Raw genomic sequence first — 17873 nt, 5'->3', positions numbered from 1 at the left:
AGGCCGTGCCGTGCGGGAGAGCTACTGGTTCTGGTTCTCGCCGCGGTAGTACTCGAAGACCCAGCCGAACAGGCCCACCATGATGACCGGCAGCGAGAAGTACAGCAGCCACCAGCCGAAGACGACGCCCAGGAAGGCCAGGGCAAGGAGGCCGGCAAGTGAAGATCCAGGGACGCATGTTCATCTGGCTGGCCGTCTTCATCCTGGCCATGGCCATCGTGTACGGCGTGTGGTCCAAGGAGCCGGTCGGCACCACGGCGCTGTTCCTCTCCTTCGGCCTGTCGATCATGATCGGCTACTACCTCGCCTTCACCGCCCGCCGGGTGGACACCGGGGCGCAGGACAACAAGGAGGCGGACGTCGCCGACGACGCCGGCGACCTGGGCTTCTTCTCCCCGCACAGCTGGCAGCCGCTCTCCCTGGCCCTGGGTGGCGCCCTGGCCTTCCTGGGCGTCGTCTTCGGCTGGTGGCTGCTGTACTTCTCGCTGCCGGTCATCATGGTGGGCCTGTTCGGCTGGGTCTTCGAGTACTACCGCGGCGAGAACCAGAACCAGTAGCTCTCCCGCACGGCACGGCCTCGGGCCCGGCAACCCTTCAGGTTGCCGGGCCCGACCCGTTTGTACGCGCAAGACGCGCCGACAAGCGGCATATTTCCTACCTTGTGAGCATGAGTCACAAGCCTCGAATCCGGACGGCAGCGAGCTGCGCTCTGCTGATAGCCCCGCTGGCGCTCTTCGCGAGCGCCTGCACCGACAGCCACCCGCTGTCGGCGACGCCGTACGACGCCTCGGACGAAATATCGTTCAACGAGGACGAGGGCGGTCGAATAGACCCCGAGAAGCCGCTCGAGATCTCCGCCAAGAGCGGCGACAGCCGGATAACGGACGTGACCGCGACCGACGCCTCCGGGCGCTACCTCCGCGGCGAACTCACCGCCGACGGCTCCCGCTGGCGCTCCACCTCCCCGCTGGCCGCCGGCGCGCACTACACCGTCAGGGTCTCCACGGAGGACGAGGACGGCGCCCCCGGCCGGCGTACCGCCGACTTCGACACCAAGCCCGCCGACAAGTCGCTGCGCGTCACCCTCGGCCCGGACAGCGGCACCTACGGCGTCGGCCAGCCCGTCACCGCCCAGCTGAGCCACGCGGTCAAGACCGCCGAGGGCCGTGCCACCGTCGAACGCGCCCTGCACGTGGACTCCAGGCCCAGCGTGGAGGGGGCCTGGCACTGGGTGGACAGCAAGACCCTGCACTACCGGCCGCAGGAGTACTGGCCCGCCAACTCCACCGTCCAGGTGCGCTCCACCCTCGACGGCATCAAGGTCGGCAAGAACCTCTACGGCGGCCCGGCCAAGGCCCTCAAGCTGCGCATCGGCGACCGGCTGGAGGCCGTCACCGACGCCGGCGCCCACACGATGACCGTCAAGCGCAACGGCAAGGTCATCCGCACCATCCCGGTGACCACCGGAAAGCCCGGCTTCGACACCCGCAACGGGGTCAAGGTCGTCCTCGCCAAGGAACCCTACGTACGGATGAACGGCGAGACGGTCGGCATCGCGGAGGGCAGTTCGGAGTCGTACGACCTGGACGTCTACTGGGCCACCCGGGTCACCTGGAGCGGCGAGTACGTGCACGCGGCGCCCTGGTCGGCCGGCTCGCAGGGCGCGGCCAACGTCAGCCACGGCTGCACGGGCATGAGCACCGAGAACGCCAAATGGTTCTTCGATACGGTGAAACTCGGCGACATCGTCGTCGTACGGAACAGCACCGGCGACATGATGACGGCCTTCGACAACGGCTTCGGCGACTGGAACGTCGACTGGGCGAAGTGGCAGGAGGGCAGCGCCGTCATGCTCGCCGGGAGCCTGCCGGGCGGCGGTTCACCCCAGTCGGCCCGGCTCCGCCCAGTGGTCTGATCTCCGGTCCGACTCCGGCACGGCTCGGCCGGTGGTCCGGCCCGCGCCTCCGCCCGGTGGTCCGACAACGGGCCCGAACAGCCGGGCGGAACGCGGGAGTTGCAGAGGTGCGCGGCGGGCCGTCATGCCTCGACGGACAGGCGGGAGCGCAGCAGCCCCGCCAGCGCGTCGGCGAACTCCACCGGGTCCACCGGGTGGGTCACCGCCGCGTCCGCCCGGCTCCAGGTCGCCAGCCACGCGTCCTGCGGACGCCCGATCAGCAGCAGTACGGGCGGGCAGCGGAAGATCTCGTCCTTGAGCTGCCGGCACAGGCCCATCCCGCCCGAGGGCACCGCCTCGCCGTCCAGGACGCAGACGTCAACGCCGCCCGCCTCCATGGCGTCCAGCACGGCCTGCTGGGTCGCGCACTCGATGAACTCGACGGTGGGAAGGCCCGGCGCCGGGCGCCGCCCCGTCGCGAGCCGTACCTGCTCCCGGGTGTTGGCGTCGTCGCTGTAGACCAGCACCGTGGCGGTCGGCCGCATCGTTCCTCCGCGTCGTTGGGTTCGGATCGTTGGGGCGGATGCTACTCCGGGAAAGGGGCCGTGGTGGAGGGGTCGGAAGCGCTGACACACCGAACGGCACCCCCCGGAGTGAGGGCGGGATAAGCGACCGACATAATGTCGGTCGTGGCGACAGCAACGACAGTAGAAACCGGGCACGCGCACCCGTCGGTCAATCGACCGAACCTCACCAGCGTCGGAACCATCATCTGGCTGAGTTCCGAGCTGATGTTCTTCGCGGCCCTCTTCGCGATGTACTTCACCCTTCGATCGGTGACCGGGGCCGCGCACTGGAAGGAGATGGCCGAGAGCCTCAACTTCCCGTTCTCGGCCACGAACACCACGATCCTGGTGCTCTCCTCCCTCACCTGCCAGCTCGGTGTGTTCGCCGCCGAGCGCGGCGATGTGAAGAAGCTCCGCATGTGGTTCGTGATCACGTTCATGATGGGCGCGGTCTTCATCGGCGGCCAGATCTTCGAGTACACCGAGCTGGTCAAGCACGAGGGCCTCTCGCTCTCCTCCGACCCGTACGGCTCGGTGTTCTACCTGACCACCGGCTTCCACGGACTGCACGTGACAGGTGGTCTGATCGCCTTCCTGCTCGTCCTGGGCCGGACGTACGCGGCCAGGAGGTTCACCCACGAACAGGCCACGGCGGCCATTGTCGTGTCCTACTACTGGCACTTCGTCGATGTCGTCTGGATCGGCCTCTTCGCCACGATCTACATGATCAAGTAGTCGGGCCCGTACCCGCACATTCCAGAAGCATCGACGCAGAAGATCCTGACACCGGGGTAATCCGTGAAAAAGCTCTCCGCACGACGGCGCCATCCGCTGGCGGCGCTCGTCGTCCTACTCTTCGCGCTGGCGGTCACCGGGGGGCTGTACGCAGCGTTCGCGCCCGCGGACAAGGCGCAGGCGCAAGACTCCGCCCAGTCCCTCGCCATCGAGGAGGGCAAGAAGCTCTACGCCGTCGGCTGTGCCAGCTGCCACGGCACCGGCGGTCAGGGGACCTCCGACGGCCCGAGCCTGGTCGGCGTCGGCTCCGCGGCCGTCGACTTCCAGGTCGGCACCGGCCGGATGCCCGCCCAGCAGCCCGGCGCCCAGGTGCCGAAGAAGCCGAAGGTCTACACGCAGACCGAGATCGACCAGCTCGCGGCGTACGTCGCCTCGCTCGGCGCTGGCCCGATCACTCCCAAGAAGGAGCAGTACGACCCGGCGGGCGCCGACATCGCGAACGGCGGAGAGCTCTTCCGCACCAACTGCGCGCAGTGCCACAACTTCACCGGCAAGGGCGGTGCCCTGACCGGCGGCAAGTACGCCCCGGAACTCGACGACGTCGAGCCCAAGCACATCTACGAGGCCATGCAGACCGGCCCGCAGCAGATGCCCTCCTTCCCGGACAGCACCATGCCGGAGGAGGACAAGCGGGACATCATCGCGTACCTGCACACGGTCAACAGCAAGGACTCCGAGTCCCCCGGCGGCTTCGAGCTGGGCGGCCTCGGCCCGGTGAGCGAAGGCCTCTTCGGCTGGGTCTTCGGCCTCGGCGTGATGATCGCCGCCGCCATCTGGGTCGCCGCGCACACCGCAAAGGCCAAGAAGTCATGAGTGAGACTGGATCCCCCAACGACGTGTCCGAAGAACACCTGCCGAGCGAGCGGGCATCGGCCGAGCACGGCGCGGTAGCCGCCCCCGCGGGCGACCCCTTCGCCGACCCGGGGCTGCCGCCCCACCAGCACCGCGTCCAGGACATCGACGAGCGGGCGGCCAAGCGGTCCGAGCGCACGGTCGCGCTGCTCTTCACGCTGTCGATGCTGGCGACGGTGGCGTTCATCGCCGCGTACGTCGCCATCCCGGTCGACAAGAGCGTCTACATCTTCCCGATCGGCCACATCAGCGGCCTCAACTTCGCGCTGGGCGTGACCCTAGGCGTCGCCCTGTTCTGCATCGGTGCGGGTGCTGTCCACTGGGCCCGCACCCTGATGTCGGACGTGGAGACCGCCGACGACCGGCACCCGATCGCGGCCACCCCCGAGGTCAAGGCCAAGGTCATGGCCGACTTCAAGCAGGGCGCCGCGGAGTCCGGCTTCGGCCGCCGCAAGCTGATCCGCAACACCATGTTCGGCGCGCTCGCGCTGGTGCCGCTCTCCGGCGTGGTGCTGCTGCGCGACCTCGGCCCGCTGCCGGAGACCAAGCTCCGGCACACGCTGTGGCGCAAGGGCAAGCTGCTGGTCAACATGAACACCCATGAGCCGCTGCGCCCCGAGGACGTCGTCGTCGGTTCGCTGACCTTCGCCTCGCCCGAGGGCCTGGAGGAGGACAGCCACGACTTCCAGAAGGAGATCGCGAAGGCGGCCCTGATGATCGTCCGGATCCAGCCGGACAACATCAAGGACAAGCGCACGCTCGACTGGTCGCACGAGGGCATCGTCGCGTACTCGAAGATCTGCACCCACGTGGGTTGCCCGGTGAGCCTTTACGAGCAGCAGACGCACCACGTGCTCTGCCCGTGCCACCAGTCCACCTTCGACCTCGCCGACGGCGCGCGGGTCATCTTCGGTCCTGCCGGTCACGCGCTCCCGCAGCTGCGGATCGGCGTGAACAAGGACGGCTACCTCGAGGCGCTCGGCGACTTCGACGAGCCCGTCGGCCCGAGCTTCTGGGAGCGCGGATGAGCACGGAAAACACGGCGGTGCGTCAGGCGCCGCGCGGCGAGCGGATCGCCGACTGGGCGGACGGCCGGCTGGGCATCTACGGCCTGGCCAAGGCCAACATGCGGAAGATCTTTCCCGATCACTGGTCGTTCATGTTGGGCGAGGTCGCGCTCTACAGCTTCATCATCGTCATCCTCACGGGTGTGTACCTGACGCTGTTCTTCCACCCCGCGATGAACGAGGTGGTCTACCACGGCAGTTACGTGCCGCTGCAGGGTGTGCGGATGTCGGAGGCGTACGCCTCGACGCTGGACATCAGCTTCGACGTGCGCGGCGGTCTGCTGATCCGGCAGATCCACCACTGGGGCGCGCTGATCTTCATCGCGGCCATGTTCGTGCACATGATGCGCGTCTTCTTCACCGGCGCCTTCCGCAAGCCGCGCGAAGTCAACTGGCTGTTCGGCTTCCTGCTGCTGGTGCTCGGCATGTTCACCGGCTTCACCGGCTACTCGCTGCCGGACGACCTGCTGTCGGGTACGGGCGTGCGGTTCATGGAGGGCGCGATCCTCTCCGTGCCGATCGTCGGCACGTACCTCTCGTTCTTCCTCTTCGGCGGGGAGTTCCCGGGTACGGACTTCGTGCCGCGGTTCTTCTCGGTGCACGTGCTGCTGCTGCCGGGGCTGATGGTGGGCCTGCTGGTCGCGCACCTGATCCTGGTCTTCTACCACAAGCACACCCAGTTCCCCGGGCCCGGGAAGACCAACAAGAACGTCGTGGGCATGCCGCTGCTGCCGGTCTACATGGCCAAGGCGGGTGGCTTCTTCTTCCTGGTGTTCGGCCTCATCGCGGTGATCGCGGGTATCGCGTCGATCAACCCGATCTGGGCGCTGGGCCCCTACCGCCCCGACCAGGTCTCCACCGGCGCCCAGCCCGACTGGTACATGGGCTTCTCCGAGGGCCTGATCCGGCTGATGCCGGGCTGGGAGATCAACTTCGCCGGGCACACGCTCGCGCTGGGCGTGTTCATCCCGCTGATGATCTTCCCGCTGGTGCTGGCCGCGATCGCGGTGTACCCGTTCATCGAGTCCTGGGTCACCGGGGACAAGAGCGAGCACCACATCCTGGACCGCCCGCGCAACGCCCCGACCCGTACCGCCTTCGGTGTGGCCTGGCTGAGCGTGTACTTCATCCTGCTCGTGGGTGGCGGCAACGACATCTGGGCCACGCACTTCCACCTGTCGATCAACGCGATCACCTGGTTCGGCCGGATCGGCTTCTTCGTCGTGCCGGTGCTGACCTTCATCGTGACGAAGCGGATCTGCATGGGCCTCCAGCGGCGCGACCGCGACAAGGTGCTGCACGGCCGGGAGACCGGCATCATCAAGCGCCTGCCGCACGGTGAGTTCATCGAGGTGCACGAGCCGCTGTCGCGGGAGAAGCTGCACACCCTCACCCAGCACCACCAGTACGAGCCGCACGAGATCGGCCCCGAGGTCGACGAGAACGGCGTACGGCGCAAGATCAAGCGCTCCGAGAAGGTGCGGGCGCTGTTCTCGCGCGGCTACTACGGCAAGGAGAACCAGATCTCCAAGCCGACCGCGCAGGAGTACGAGGAGATCACCAGCGGCCACGGGCACCACTGACGTGACGCTGAGCTGAGCCGAGCCGCACGAGGCCCTGGGCCGCCCCTTCGGGAGCGGTCCGGGGCCTCGGCTTTTCCGGAGTGCGGACACGCGGGCAGCGCGCCCGCGACACGCGGATAGGCTGGGCGCAGAGCCGCGGATGGCGGCGGTTGTCCCAGTCCACATGAGATCCAGGAGCGGACCATGGCCCGTGTGACCCCAGCCGGTGGCGAGAGTGGCGCGGCGGCCCGCACCTGGCCCGACGTCCTGTCGCAGCTGCTCCGCGGCGAGGACCTGGGTGGGGATGACACCGCGTGGGCGATGGACCGCATCATGTCGGGGGAGGCCACCGACGCGCAGATCGCCGGGTTCGCGGTCGCGCTGCGCGCCAAGGGCGAGACGGTCGAGGAGGTCGCCGGGCTCGTACGGACCATGTACGCGCACGCGAACACCATCGAGGTGCCGGGGCCCAGCGTGGACATCGTCGGCACCGGCGGCGACCGGGCCAAGACGGTCAACATCTCGACCATGTCGGCGATCGTCGTCGCCGGAACCGGCGCGAAGGTCGTCAAGCACGGCAACCGCGCGGCCTCCTCCGCGAGCGGCGCCTCCGACGTGCTGGAGAAGCTCGGCGTCAACCTCGACCTCACGCCCCAGCGGATCGTCGAGGTGGCCGCGGAGGCCGGGATCACCTTCTGCTTCGCGGTGAAGTTCCACCCCGCGCTGCGCCACGCCGCGCCCACCCGGCGCGAGCTCGGCATCGCCACCTTCTTCAACTTCCTCGGCCCGCTGACCAATCCGGCCAGAGTCCGCGCACAGGCCACCGGCGTCGCCGACGCCCGGATGGCGCCCATCCTGGCCGGTGTGCTGGCCGAGCGCGGCTCCTCCGCGCTCGTCTTCCGCGGCGACGACGGCCTGGACGAGCTGACGACCACCGCCACCTCGCAGGTGTGGGTGGTACGGGACGGGGCCGTGCGGCGGGAGGCCTTCGACCCGCGGGACGTGGGGATCGACCTGGTGTCGGTCGAGGCGCTGCGCGGCGCCGACGCCTCGTACAACGCGGATGTCGCGCGCCGGCTGCTGGCGGGCGAGACCGGGCCCGTACGGGACGCGGTGGTCCTCAACTCGGCGGCGGCGCTGGCCGCGCTGCGGCCGACGGACGCGCCGCTGACCGAGCAGATCGCGGCGGGCATGGCGGAGGCCGCCGAGTCGATCGACTCGGGCGCGGCCCGGCGGACGCTGGAGCGCTGGGTCGGGGCGAGCAACGGCTAGCGCCCGTACGGCCGTTGAGGTCGGCCGGAGGGTCGACGGAGGGGGCGGCGGAGGGAGCGGCGGGGAGTCCGGTAGGGCGTCCGGTGGTCGATCCGGTGGCGAGTCCGTGCCGAACCGGTGGGAGTTCGGCGGCCGGGGTCGCTGTCCCGCGATGCGGACACCGTGTTGCGGGGCGGTGATCGGCTGGCATACTCGTGGCAGGTCATGAGTGACAGCGACACAGGCCCCGGCCCGCTGTCCGGCAACCCTCCGTCCGTGGCGGGGTGCCCCGGGTGAAGACCAGGTCGCAGGCAGAGAGGCCGGCGGCAAGCGCGGATCCCTCGCCAGGGATCCTGGTCTCGAGGGAGCTCTTCAGTGAGCCAGCGAATGCGCTAGGGCCCGCGGCCCGTTTCCCGCAGTCTCCGTTCGGCACGGCCGCCCGCCCCGGGCGCCGGTGACCGTCCGTCGAGACGTCTCCTCCGCACGCCGGCGGCTCCGCGCGGCGTGCGTGCGCCAAGCCGTTTCGCCAATCACCGGGAGAATTCGCCATGCCCGTGCGCCCTGTTGACGCCATCGCCACCCAGCCCGCCGCTGTCGAGCCCGTCACCGCCCGGCCCGTCACAGTCGACTCCACCACCGTCGAGTCCGTCACAGTCGACTCCGCCTCCGCGGAGCCTGCCTGTGCGGTGCCCGAGGCCGACGCCCCGCTGCCCGTCCTGGGCAGCGACGTCCTGGTCCCGCTGGTGACCGGGGGCGAGGTCGCGTACGCCGCGCTCGACTACGCGGCCAGTGCGCCCGCGTTGCGGCGGGTGTGGGACGACGTGGCGGCGTACGCGCCGTACTACGGGAGCGTGCACAGAGGGGCCGGATACCTCTCGCAGCTGTCCACCGACCTGTTCGAGAGCAGCCGCGCCGCCGTCGCCGAGTTCCTCGGCTGCCGAGCGGAGGACCAGGTCGTCTTCACCCGCTCCACGACCGACTCGCTCAACCTGCTGGCGTCCGTACTCCCCGCCGGCACCCGGGTGTTCGTGTTCGAGACCGAGCACCACGCCGCGCTGCTGCCCTGGCAGCGGCGCGAGGGCGTCGAGGTGAGCTGCCTCGACGCGCCCCGCACCCCGGGCGAGGCCGTCGCGACGCTGGAGCGCGCGCTCGCGGCGCGGGAGCCGTACGGTCCCGCGCTGGTGTGCGTGACCGGAGCGTCCAACGTCACCGGTGAGCTGTGGCCCGTACGGGAGTTGGCGGGCGCGGCGCGCGCGCACGGGGCGCGGATCGTGCTCGACGCGGCCCAGCTGGCGCCCCACCACCCGGTGGACATCGCCGAGTTGGACGTGGACTGGGTGGCCTTCTCCGGGCACAAGCTGTACGCGCCCTTCGGCTCCGGCGTCCTCGCCGGACGCGCCGACTGGCTGACCGGCGCCGAGCCGTACCTCGCGGGCGGCGGCGCCAGCCGCAAGGTCGCGCGGCGCGCGGACGGCGGGGTGGACGTGGAGTGGCACACCACGGCCGCCCGGCACGAGGCCGGTTCGCCGAACGTCATCGGTGTCTACGCGATCGCCTCGGCCTGCAAGGCGCTCACCGAGGCCGGGTTCGGCACGCTGGTCGAGCGCGAGCAGCGGCTCGTCACCCGGGTCCGGGAAGGGCTCGCGGAGGTCCCCGAGGTGAGGGTGCTGTCGCTGTTCGGAGATGACGCCCCGCGGGTGGGCGTCATCTCGTTCGTGGTGGAGGGCTGGAACAGCTCGCACTTCGCGGCCGCGCTCTCGGCGGAGTACGGGATCGGGGTGCGCGACGGCCTGTTCTGCGCGCACCCGCTCGTACGGACCCTGCTGGGCGGGCACTCCGAGGAGCCAGGGGAGTGCGGGGCGCCGGATGCGGCGCCGGGCGGGCGAGGCGAGGCGGGGGTCTCCACGGCCGAGGGCCGGGCCCTGAACGCCATTCGCGTCAGCTTCGGCGCGGGCACACCCGACGAGCACGTGGAGCGGTTCCTCGGGGCGGTGCGGGAGCTCGTCCGCGACGGCGCGCGCTGGAACTACCGCACGGAGGACGGCCGCTGCGTGCCGGACCGCGGCGAGGCGGCGGCGGTCTAGCATTCCGGGTCGCTGCCGGTTCGGCTCCCCTGGGTGGGGGTGGCCCCAGCGGTAGCTGAGGGAGCGCTCCCATCCGGGCCACGTCACCAGGGTTCCCGCCGTCGCGAGCGGGCGGAATGCCGCTGCCGCGAAGAGGATCCGCCGCAGCCGGGGGATCCGGCGGGTGGCACCAACAGGACGCGGCGGTCCCGCCCGTGACGGCCGGGCGCCCTCGTCGCGGGTGCCGGTGGCAGGCGTGGGTGCCCAGCGGCAGGCGCCTACGCGTCGAGGCCGATGGCGAAAGCCGTCTCCAGGTCGTGCTGGGAGTACGTGCGGAACGCGACGTGGGTGTCGGTGGCCTCCACGCCCGGGATCTTGCTGATGCGGCCCGGGATGACGTCCGCCAGGTCGTCGTGGCGGGCCACGCGCACCATGGCCACCAGGTCGTAGGTGCCGGTGACGGAGTAGACCTCGCTGACGCTCTCCAGCGCGGCGATCGTCTCGGCGATCTCGGGAATCCGGTCCACGCTGGTCTTGATGAGCACGATCGCGGTGATCACGGCTGGCTGTCTCCCTCGCTCGCCCTGGCTGCGCTGCTCACTCTAGTCCTCCCACCCGGAGCCGCCCCGCGCGGCCGCCGGGCGCCGCGGCGCCCCCGGTAGCGCGCCCAGGTGGCCGCGAAGCCGAGCGCGAACCCCACCAGGTGGGCCAGATACGCCACTCCCGGCTGGACGGTGGCCGTGCGCGCGGCCAGCCACTGGAGGGCGAACCAGAAGACCAGCACGATCCAGGCCGGGAACCGCAGCGGCAGGAAGAACAGGAACGGGAACAGGCTCGTCACCCTGGCCGTCGGCAGCAGGCACAGGAACGCGCCCAGCACCCCCGAGATCGCCCCGGAGGCGCCCACCAGCGTCTGGCCGGAGTTGGGGTGTGCCAGCGCGTACGCGACCAGGGCGAGGTAGCCGGTCGCGAGATAGAGCAGCGCGTACGCCACGCGCCCCATGCGTCCTTCCGCCATCCCCCCGAAGACGAAGAGGAACAGCAGGTTCCCCAGCAGGTGCAGCCAGCTGCCGTGCACGAAGAGCGCGGTCAGCGGGGTGAGCAGGGCCTCGGCCGAGCCGGCGAGCAGCCGGCTCGGGATCACGCCCCAGCGCTCGAAGTGCGCCGCCTGCGCGGCCAGCAGCTCGGTGCCCGTGCCGTAGGAGGGGTTGAGCCCGGAGGCGGGGCCCGCGAGGAAGACCAGGGAGCAGAGGGCGATCAGCGCGTACGTCACGAGCGGCCCGCCGGCGGCCGCCCTCACCGCCGCCCGGGCCCTGCGCGAGGCGCTCGCTGTGCGGATCATGGGACCAGAGCATGGCGTAACCGGACCAACCTGCCCATCGCGCCTCGCCGGACCGAACCCGTCCGCCCGTGCTCGGCGCCGTGTACCCGTCAGGCCGTAGGGTTACGGGCAAGCACCGGTAACCGAGGACCACACCCGAGGACGGACCATGGGCGTTCCCCAGCCGACGGACACGACCCGCTGGCGCTGCACGCTGTGCGGCAATCTCACGCGCTTCGACGTGACCCGCACGACCAAGGCCGTGGAGTACGTGCACCTGGACCTCGCGGGGGCGCCGGCGGTTGAGGAGCGCGAGGTCGTCAGCGAGACGATCGAATCGGTTCGGTGCCGCTGGTGCAACGCGGTGGACCAGATCGAGCTGGTGGACCGTCCGGGCGCGAAGGCGTGAGAACGGAGACCGGTGGTGGAGCGTAGCGAAAGCGGCGGCGGAGAGGCCGAGGAGGCCACCGGCGCGGCCGAGGTGCTCGACCGCCCCCTGCCCGAGGGCGTGCGGCGGCGGGTCGTCGCGCTCACCGCGGACGCCTTCGGCGGTCTGACGATGGCCGAACTCCCCACCCAGCTGCGGCAGTACGCCCGCTTCACCCCCACCCGCAGGGCCAAGTTCGCGGGCAACGCGATGGCCGCCGCCCTGGAGAGCCACACCCTCTTCCGGCAGCGCATCGCCGAGAAGCTGCGCGAGGCGCAGCCCGAGCTGACCGAGGCGCTGGAGTCCGGCCCGCCGCCGGCCGCCGCCGACCCGCTGGACGTGGCCGCGGCGGCGTACGTGCTGCGCCCGGCCGGCTGGGTCGAGCTGGTCGCCGCCGCGGGCGAGGAGGCCGAGCGCGCCCAGGCCGAGCGCGCCGAGGAGGACGCCGCGCGCGAACTCCGGCGGCTGCGCGAGGAACTGGCCGAGGCCCGCACCGCCGCCCGCGGCGAGACCGAGCAGATGCGCACGGACCTGGCCGCCGCCCGCAAGGAAGGCGACCGGCTGCGACGCAAGCTGCGCAGCGCCGAGAGCGATGTGCGCCGGGGCGAGGCCGCGCTGCGCAAGGCCGCCGCCGAGCTGGAGTCCGTACGGGCCGCCGCCGCGGCGGAGAAGTCGACCGCCGACACCGAGGCGCGCCGCCTCAAGTCCCGGCTCGCGGAGACCGAGACGGCCCTGGAGGCCAGCCGCCGGGCCGCCCGCGAGGGGCGCAGCGTCGAGGACATGCGGGTACGGCTGCTGCTGGACACCGTGCTGGACGCGGCGCAGGGGCTGCGGCGCGAACTCGCCCTGCCGCCCGCCTCGATGCACCCCGCCGACACCGTCGAGGCGGTCGAGCCGGGGCGGATGACCCCCAAGGACATCGCCAGCCGGGCCCTGTCGGAGACCGACCCGGCGCTGCTGGACCAACTCCTCGCGCTGCCCCAGTCCCACCTGGTCGTCGACGGCTACAACGTCACCAAGACCGGCTATCCGACGATGCCGTTGGAGAAGCAGCGGCTGCGGCTGCTGGGCGGGCTCGCGGTGCTCGCGGCCCAGACCGGCGCCGAGATGACCTGTGTCTTCGACGGGGCCGAACTGGCCGCGCCCGTCCTGCTCGCGCCGCCGCGCGGCGTCCGCGTCCTGTTCAGCAAGCCCGGCCAGACCGCCGACGAGCTGATCCGCAGGCTCGTACGGGCCGAGCCGCCGGGGCGGCCGGTCGTCGTGGTCTCCAGCGACCGCGAGGTGGCCGACGGCGTCGCGCGCGCGGGCGCCCGGCCGGTGGCCGCGGCCCTGCTGCTGAAGCGGCTTTCGCGCACCTGAACCCTTTTGGCTCGGCTGTGACTCATGGGGCCATTGCCCGTATTGATATCAGCGTTGCGTCAGGTGCTCATTACACCCCGTGTGAACTGAGTAAAGAATCCGCGCTCGAAACACTTTTTTCTCATCAGGATTTGAACCGATCACAAGAAGGTCACTAAGGTCGGGCTTCGAACCTTCGCGCGGTTGATCATCCACCGGGGATGTCAGCGGAGGTCCCGCCGAGTCCGGGGATGCTTCACCCCTCAACTCACCCGGCAGGCGGCTGGAGGAAGAAGGAGATCGCCCGCGTGGCGTCCCACCGTCGACCCAAGCAGCCGAGCCGCACTCGCGTGACCGTGCTCACCGCGACCGCCGCCGCAGCCGTCGCCCTCACGTCCCAGGCCGCGCACGCCGACCCGAAGCCGACCAAGAAAGAGGTCAAGGCGAAGGTCGACGCGCTCTACGAAGAGGCCGAGGCGGCGACCGAGAAGTTCAACGGCGTCAAGGAGAAGCAGCAGAAGCTCGAGGACGAGGTCGACAAGCTCCAGGACCAGGTGGCCCGCGGCCAGGGCGAGCTCAACGAGCTGCGCAACGGCCTGGGTTCGATGGCCACCGCGCAGTACCGCAGCGGCGGCATAGACCCGTCCATGCAGCTGCTCCTCTCCTCCGACCCGGACACCTACCTCGACAAGGCGTCCACGCTCAACCAGTTGAGCGCCAAGCAGGCCGACGCGCTCCACAAGATCGCAGACAAGCAGCGCTCGCTCGCCCAGCAGCGCCAGGAGGCCGCGGACAAGCTCGACGAGCTCGCCGACACCCGCAAGGCGCTCGGCGACAAGAAGGAAGAGATCCAGGGCAAGCTCTCCAAGGCCCAGGCGCTCCTCAACTCCCTGACGGCCAAGGAGCGCGCCGCGCTCCAGGCCGAAGAGGCCGAGCGGGCCAACCGCTCCAACATCCGCGTGGACCTCGGCGGTGCCCTGCCGGTCTCGCAGCGCGCCGGTGCCGCCCTCCAGGCCGCCCAGAACAAGATCGGCTCCCCGTACGTGTGGGGCGCCACCGGGCCGAGCTCCTTCGACTGCTCGGGCCTCACCTCCTGGGCCTACTCGCAGGCCGGTGTCTCCCTGCCGCGTACCTCGCAGGCCCAGGCGGGCGCGGGCACCCGGATCGGCCAGGGCGACCTCAAGCCCGGCGACCTGGTGCTCTTCTACAGCGACCTGCACCACATCGGCCTGTACGCGGGCAACGGCCAGATCCTGCACGCGCCCAAGCCGGGTGCCGCCGTGCGGTACGAGTCGATCAACAACATGCCGTTCCAGTTCGGCGTCCGCGTCTGACCTCTCCCGTACGGGTCCGCCGGCCCCCGCCGGTCCGCCCATCCGGGGGAATCGCCGAACCCTCGCTTCTCCCACGCCCCGCCGGTGACCTGCGTCTCCGGCGGGGCGTCACTTTCCGTACGCGGCAACGGCTTTGGACGCTCCGCGATCACGCGGCTACTCTCTGCCCGCTAGTCCTCGGTCCCTGATCCGCCGCCCCCGGCGGGCGGGGCCACCAGCGGAAGGGAGTGCGTCCTCAGTGGCGTCCCATCGCCGTCCCACACCGTCGTCCGGTTCGGCCCGGACGACCCGGGTCTCCGTCCTGTCCGCCGCGGCCGCGACCGCCGCCGCGGCACTGTCCAGCGGAGCCACCCCCGCGGGCGCGGACCCGCGCGGCACCCCCGCCGATGTGCTGCCGAGGGTGGACCGGCTCTACGAGCAGGCGGAGCGGGCCACCGAGAAGTACAACGCGGCGGACGAGCGCCGCGACCGGCTCCACGGCCAGGTCGAGCGGATCCGCGACCGGGTGGCGCGCGGGCAGGACCGGGTCAACCGGATGCGGGACGGGCTCGCCGGGCTCGCCGGCGCCCAGTACCGCTCCGGCGGTCTCGACCCCGCCCTGGCCCTCCTCCTCTCCGAGGACCCCGACGGCTACCTCGACAAGGCCGCCACCCTCGGCCGCATCGGCCACCAGCAGGCCGTACGGCTGCGGGCCCTCCAGGCCGCCCAGCGCTCGCTGCGGCAGCAGCGTGACGAGGCCGGGCACAAGCTCGACGAGCTGGAGCGCAGCCGGGCGGAAGTGGCACGCCACAAGAAGGCCGTCGAGCGCCGACTGGCGGCCGCCCAGCGGCTGTTGGGGGCGCTCGCGCCGGGGGAGCGAGGGCTGTACGACCGGGCGTCGCGCTCGGCCGGACGCGGGGACGAGGCCTTCGCGGATCTCCTCGGGAGCGGCCTGGGGCCGTCCTCGGCCCGGGCCGCGGCGGCGGTGGCAGCGGCCCGGCAGGCGGTGGGGCGGCCGTACGTGTGGGGGATGGCCGGTCCCGGCGGGTTCGACTGCTCGGGGCTGATGCAATGGGCGTACGCCCAGGCCGGGGTGGCGATTCCGCGCACGTCCCAGGGGCAGCGGTACGCGGGGCGCGTGGTGCCGGTCTCCGCTGCGCGGCCCGGCGACCTGATCACCTACCGCGGTGACGCGAGTCATGTCGGTATGTACGTGGGCAACGGCCAGGTGGTGCACGCCCCCTACCCGGGCGCGAGGGTCCGCTACGACCCGGTAGGCATGATCCCGGGCGCGATGGCGACCAGGGTCTGACCGGTAGGCCTCCGACCGGGCCCGCGGCGACGGCGTCCGCCACGCCGTGCCCCGCCGCCCGCCGTACGATCGGTGGGTGGTGGGTTGGGCGAGGGTGTGGGCGTTGGTGGGTGCGGTGCTGGTCGCGCTGGCGACCGGGTGCGACGCCGGGGACGGGACCGGCGGGCCCGCCGGTGGCGACCGGGCAGCCGTACAACGCGTGTTGGACCGGCGAGCATCCGCCGTCACCGAGCGGAACCCCGGCGGATTCCTCGCCGCCGCCGACCCACGGGCAGACGGTTTCCGCACCCACCAGCGGCAGGTGTTCCGGAACCTGGCCGACGTGCCGATAGACGAGTGGGGCTACCGGATCACCCGCACCCACGACCTCCCGCCTGCCACCGGCGAGGCCCGGCGCCTCGCCGTCGAGGCCCGGCTCCGGTACCGGATCAAGGGCTATGACACGGCCCCCGTCGACGTACCCCAGCGCCTCACCGCCGTCGAGCGCGACGGCCGCTGGTACCTCGCCGCCGAGTCCTCACGCTCCCCCGACGGCACCGCCCCCGCCCGGCAGTTGTGGGAGCAGGGCGCGGTCACGGCCGTCAGGGGCGACCGCGCGCTGGTACTGGGCGCCGGCCAGGACGCCGACCGGCTGCGCGAGATCGCGCGGACCGCCGGCCGCGCCGTCCCCGCTGCGGATGCCGCGTGGCGCGGCCCGTGGGTACGGCGGGTGGTCGTCCTCGTACCGCCGTCGCTGAACGGCATGGGCGAGCTGCTCGGCGCGCCCGCCGCCGGGTACCGCGCCATAGCCGCCGTGACGACCGGTGAGGCGGGCGGTTCTGGCAAGGCCCCCGCGGACCGGGTGATCGTCAACCCCGAGGCGTACGGCGGCCTGAGCCCGTTCGGCCGCCAGGTCGTCCTCACCCACGAGACGACCCACGTCGCCACGCGCGCGTCCACCTCGCCCACCACCCCGCTGTGGCTGTCCGAGGGCTTCGCCGACTGGGCGGCCTACCGCGGCACGGGCCGCGCGCCCCGCGAGGTCGCCCCCGAGCTCGGCCGCGCGGCCGCCACCGGGCAGCTGGCCGATCACCTCCGCCGCCTCCCGGCCGACGAGGACTTCGGCTTCACGGGCGGTGGCGACCGCCTCGCCACCGCGTACGAGAGCAGCTGGCTGGCCTGCCGGATGATCGCGGCGGAGTGGGGGGAGGAACGGCTGCGGGAGCTCTACCGGACTGCCCGGGACACCCCCGCCGACCAGGCCCTGCGCAAGGTGCTCGGCCTCTCGCCGGAGGAGTTCACGGAGCGGTGGCGGGCTTATGCGGAGCGGGAGTTGGGGGCACGGCTCGCGCCGGCTCCGTGACCTGCCCGGCGCGGCGGGGGACGGTGACCGTGTCGTGCCACAGGCGGCGGCAGGAGACGAGCGCCGCGCCGGCCAGGAGCCCGTTGCGGAGGGCCAGCAGCGCGATCCCCAGCGGATCGCTCGCGACGACCTTGGCGAAGAAGACCGGGAACTCCAGCAGGGTGACGGCCGCGGCCGCGAGCACCAGCCCGGCGGGCAGCGCCTGGCGCGCGCCGCGCAAGGTCACGGACACGGCCGCCAGGCCGACCAGCCACAGCAGGTACTGCGGGCTGATCACCCGGCTCGTGGTGGTGAAGAGCAGCACTGCCGCGAACGCGGCGTCGCCCGCGGCGTTCGGGCCCAGGTCCACGGCCCGTACGCGCCACAGTGCCAGCCAGGCCAGGGCCAGCACGCTCAGGACCAGGGCGGCGGTGGAGACCACCGGCACGTACGGGCCCGCGAACTCCACCGAGCCGTACCTGAAGTGGGTGCGGCCCTCCCAGCCGAAGTGGCGGGCGACGTGGAAGACCAGCGCGCCCAGCGACTCGACCTCGGTGCCGCGGTCGCGCTGGGAGGTCAGGAAGGAGAGCGCGCCCGGCATGGCCGCGGTGAACAGGAGGGTGATCGCGGCGGCGGTGGCCGCGGCGGCCGTCCAGCACGCGCGCGTGGCGCGGCCTCGGGCGGTGCCCAGCAGCAGGAGGACGGGCCAGACCTTGAGGAGCGCGCCGAAGGCGGCGAGCGCTCCCGCCGTGCGCGGGTGGCGCCGCAGGGCGAGCAGCGCGGCGACGGCC

The 17873-nt window shown here is 71.8% G+C and carries 17 protein-coding genes, 1 pseudogene and 1 riboswitch; of the genes and pseudogenes, 13 read left to right on the top strand and 5 right to left on the bottom strand.

What is annotated here, in order from left to right:
* Positions 1–21 precede the first annotated feature (21 nt).
* Positions 22–162, bottom strand: a pseudogene (gene ctaF / locus AOK16_RS24995) (aa3-type cytochrome oxidase subunit IV); the annotation flags it as partial.
* Between ctaF and AOK16_RS00835 the strand changes: the two are divergent.
* Together AOK16_RS00835 and AOK16_RS00830 are read left to right on the top strand one after the other, a co-directional pair.
* Complete coding sequence (locus tag AOK16_RS00835; RefSeq protein WP_055470247.1) at positions 159–557, top strand: cytochrome c oxidase subunit 4; 399 nt, start codon at positions 159–161, stop codon at positions 555–557. The pseudogene ctaF and the gene AOK16_RS00835 overlap by 4 nt on opposite strands.
* Before the next feature lie 110 nt (positions 558–667).
* Positions 668–1915 (top strand): L,D-transpeptidase, encoded by a 1248-nt coding sequence (locus tag AOK16_RS00830; RefSeq protein WP_055470246.1) that lies wholly within the window; start codon positions 668–670, stop codon positions 1913–1915.
* A 122-nt stretch (positions 1916–2037) separates the two neighbouring features.
* Here AOK16_RS00830 and AOK16_RS00825 read toward each other — a convergent pair whose 3' ends face one another.
* Positions 2038–2439, bottom strand: coding sequence for a response regulator transcription factor (locus AOK16_RS00825; protein ID WP_055470245.1), 402 nt, complete (start codon positions 2437–2439; stop codon positions 2038–2040).
* Positions 2440–2574: 135 nt separating this feature from the next.
* On the opposite strand from AOK16_RS00825, the gene ctaE reads away from it, so the two are divergent.
* The 6 genes from ctaE (at position 2575) to AOK16_RS00795 (ending at position 10071) form a co-directional block, all read left to right on the top strand.
* A complete protein-coding gene (gene ctaE, locus AOK16_RS00820; RefSeq protein ID WP_055470244.1) occupies positions 2575–3195 on the top strand; it encodes an aa3-type cytochrome oxidase subunit III in 621 nt (206 codons plus the stop codon).
* A 63-nt stretch (positions 3196–3258) separates the two neighbouring features.
* A complete protein-coding gene (qcrC, locus tag AOK16_RS00815) occupies positions 3259–4068 on the top strand; it encodes a cytochrome bc1 complex diheme cytochrome c subunit (RefSeq protein WP_055470243.1) in 810 nt (269 codons plus the stop codon).
* Positions 4065–5135, top strand: coding sequence for a cytochrome bc1 complex Rieske iron-sulfur subunit (gene qcrA, locus AOK16_RS00810; RefSeq protein WP_055470242.1), 1071 nt, complete (start codon positions 4065–4067; stop codon positions 5133–5135). The genes qcrC and qcrA overlap by 4 nt, the downstream gene beginning before the upstream one ends.
* Positions 5132–6757 carry a cytochrome bc1 complex cytochrome b subunit gene (qcrB, locus tag AOK16_RS00805; protein WP_055470241.1) on the top strand — a complete coding sequence of 542 codons (1626 nt, stop codon included), beginning with the start codon at positions 5132–5134 and terminating at the stop codon, positions 6755–6757. Before qcrA ends, qcrB begins: the two co-directional genes overlap by 4 nt.
* 183 nt (positions 6758–6940) lie before the next feature.
* Positions 6941–8008 (top strand): anthranilate phosphoribosyltransferase, encoded by a 1068-nt coding sequence (gene trpD / locus AOK16_RS00800; RefSeq protein ID WP_055470240.1) that lies wholly within the window; start codon positions 6941–6943, stop codon positions 8006–8008.
* Positions 8009–8208: 200 nt separating this feature from the next.
* Positions 8209–8326, top strand: a riboswitch (SAM riboswitch).
* A 209-nt stretch (positions 8327–8535) separates the two neighbouring features.
* On the top strand, positions 8536–10071 hold the full coding sequence (locus tag AOK16_RS00795) for an aminotransferase class V-fold PLP-dependent enzyme (RefSeq protein WP_079100916.1): 1536 nt from the start codon (positions 8536–8538) through the stop codon (positions 10069–10071).
* Between the two features lie 257 nt (positions 10072–10328).
* Here AOK16_RS00795 and AOK16_RS00790 read toward each other — a convergent pair whose 3' ends face one another.
* Together AOK16_RS00790 and AOK16_RS00785 are read right to left on the bottom strand one after the other, a co-directional pair.
* Positions 10329–10610, bottom strand: coding sequence for an Lrp/AsnC family transcriptional regulator (locus tag AOK16_RS00790; RefSeq protein ID WP_055470239.1), 282 nt, complete (start codon positions 10608–10610; stop codon positions 10329–10331).
* Positions 10607–11392, bottom strand: coding sequence for a rhomboid family intramembrane serine protease (locus AOK16_RS00785; RefSeq protein ID WP_055470238.1), 786 nt, complete (start codon positions 11390–11392; stop codon positions 10607–10609). The genes AOK16_RS00790 and AOK16_RS00785 overlap by 4 nt, the downstream gene beginning before the upstream one ends.
* A gap of 148 nt (positions 11393–11540) precedes the next feature.
* On the opposite strand from AOK16_RS00785, the gene AOK16_RS00780 reads away from it, so the two are divergent.
* From AOK16_RS00780 to AOK16_RS00760, 5 genes are all read left to right on the top strand, one after another.
* Positions 11541–11780, top strand: a complete 240-nt coding sequence (locus tag AOK16_RS00780; protein ID WP_055470237.1) for a hypothetical protein — start codon at positions 11541–11543, stop codon at positions 11778–11780.
* Between the two features lie 15 nt (positions 11781–11795).
* Positions 11796–13157, top strand: a complete 1362-nt coding sequence (locus tag AOK16_RS00775; RefSeq protein ID WP_055470236.1) for an NYN domain-containing protein — start codon at positions 11796–11798, stop codon at positions 13155–13157.
* 287 nt (positions 13158–13444) lie between these two features.
* The gene (locus AOK16_RS00770; RefSeq protein WP_055470235.1) at positions 13445–14470 is read left to right on the top strand and encodes a C40 family peptidase; all 1026 of its coding nucleotides are present in this window, start codon (positions 13445–13447) and stop codon (positions 14468–14470) included.
* A 238-nt stretch (positions 14471–14708) separates the two neighbouring features.
* Entirely contained in the window at positions 14709–15761 is a 1053-nt protein-coding gene (locus AOK16_RS00765; protein ID WP_055470234.1) for a C40 family peptidase, read from the top strand.
* A 76-nt stretch (positions 15762–15837) separates the two neighbouring features.
* Positions 15838–17103 (top strand): hypothetical protein, encoded by a 1266-nt coding sequence (locus tag AOK16_RS00760; protein ID WP_079100915.1) that lies wholly within the window; start codon positions 15838–15840, stop codon positions 17101–17103.
* On the opposite strand, the gene AOK16_RS00755 is transcribed toward AOK16_RS00760, so the two are convergent.
* On the bottom strand, positions 17039–17873 hold an 835-nt coding region (locus AOK16_RS00755), incomplete at its 5' end, for a glycosyltransferase 87 family protein (protein WP_157859041.1). The genes AOK16_RS00760 and AOK16_RS00755 overlap by 65 nt on opposite strands.

Origin of the sequence: Streptomyces pathocidini (genome assembly GCF_001418495.1) — a bacterium.
GTDB classification, from domain to species: domain Bacteria; phylum Actinomycetota; class Actinomycetes; order Streptomycetales; family Streptomycetaceae; genus Streptomyces; species Streptomyces pathocidini.
The sequence above is the reverse complement of the archived record's forward strand: the minus strand, read 5'-3'. Positions and strand labels throughout refer to the sequence as shown.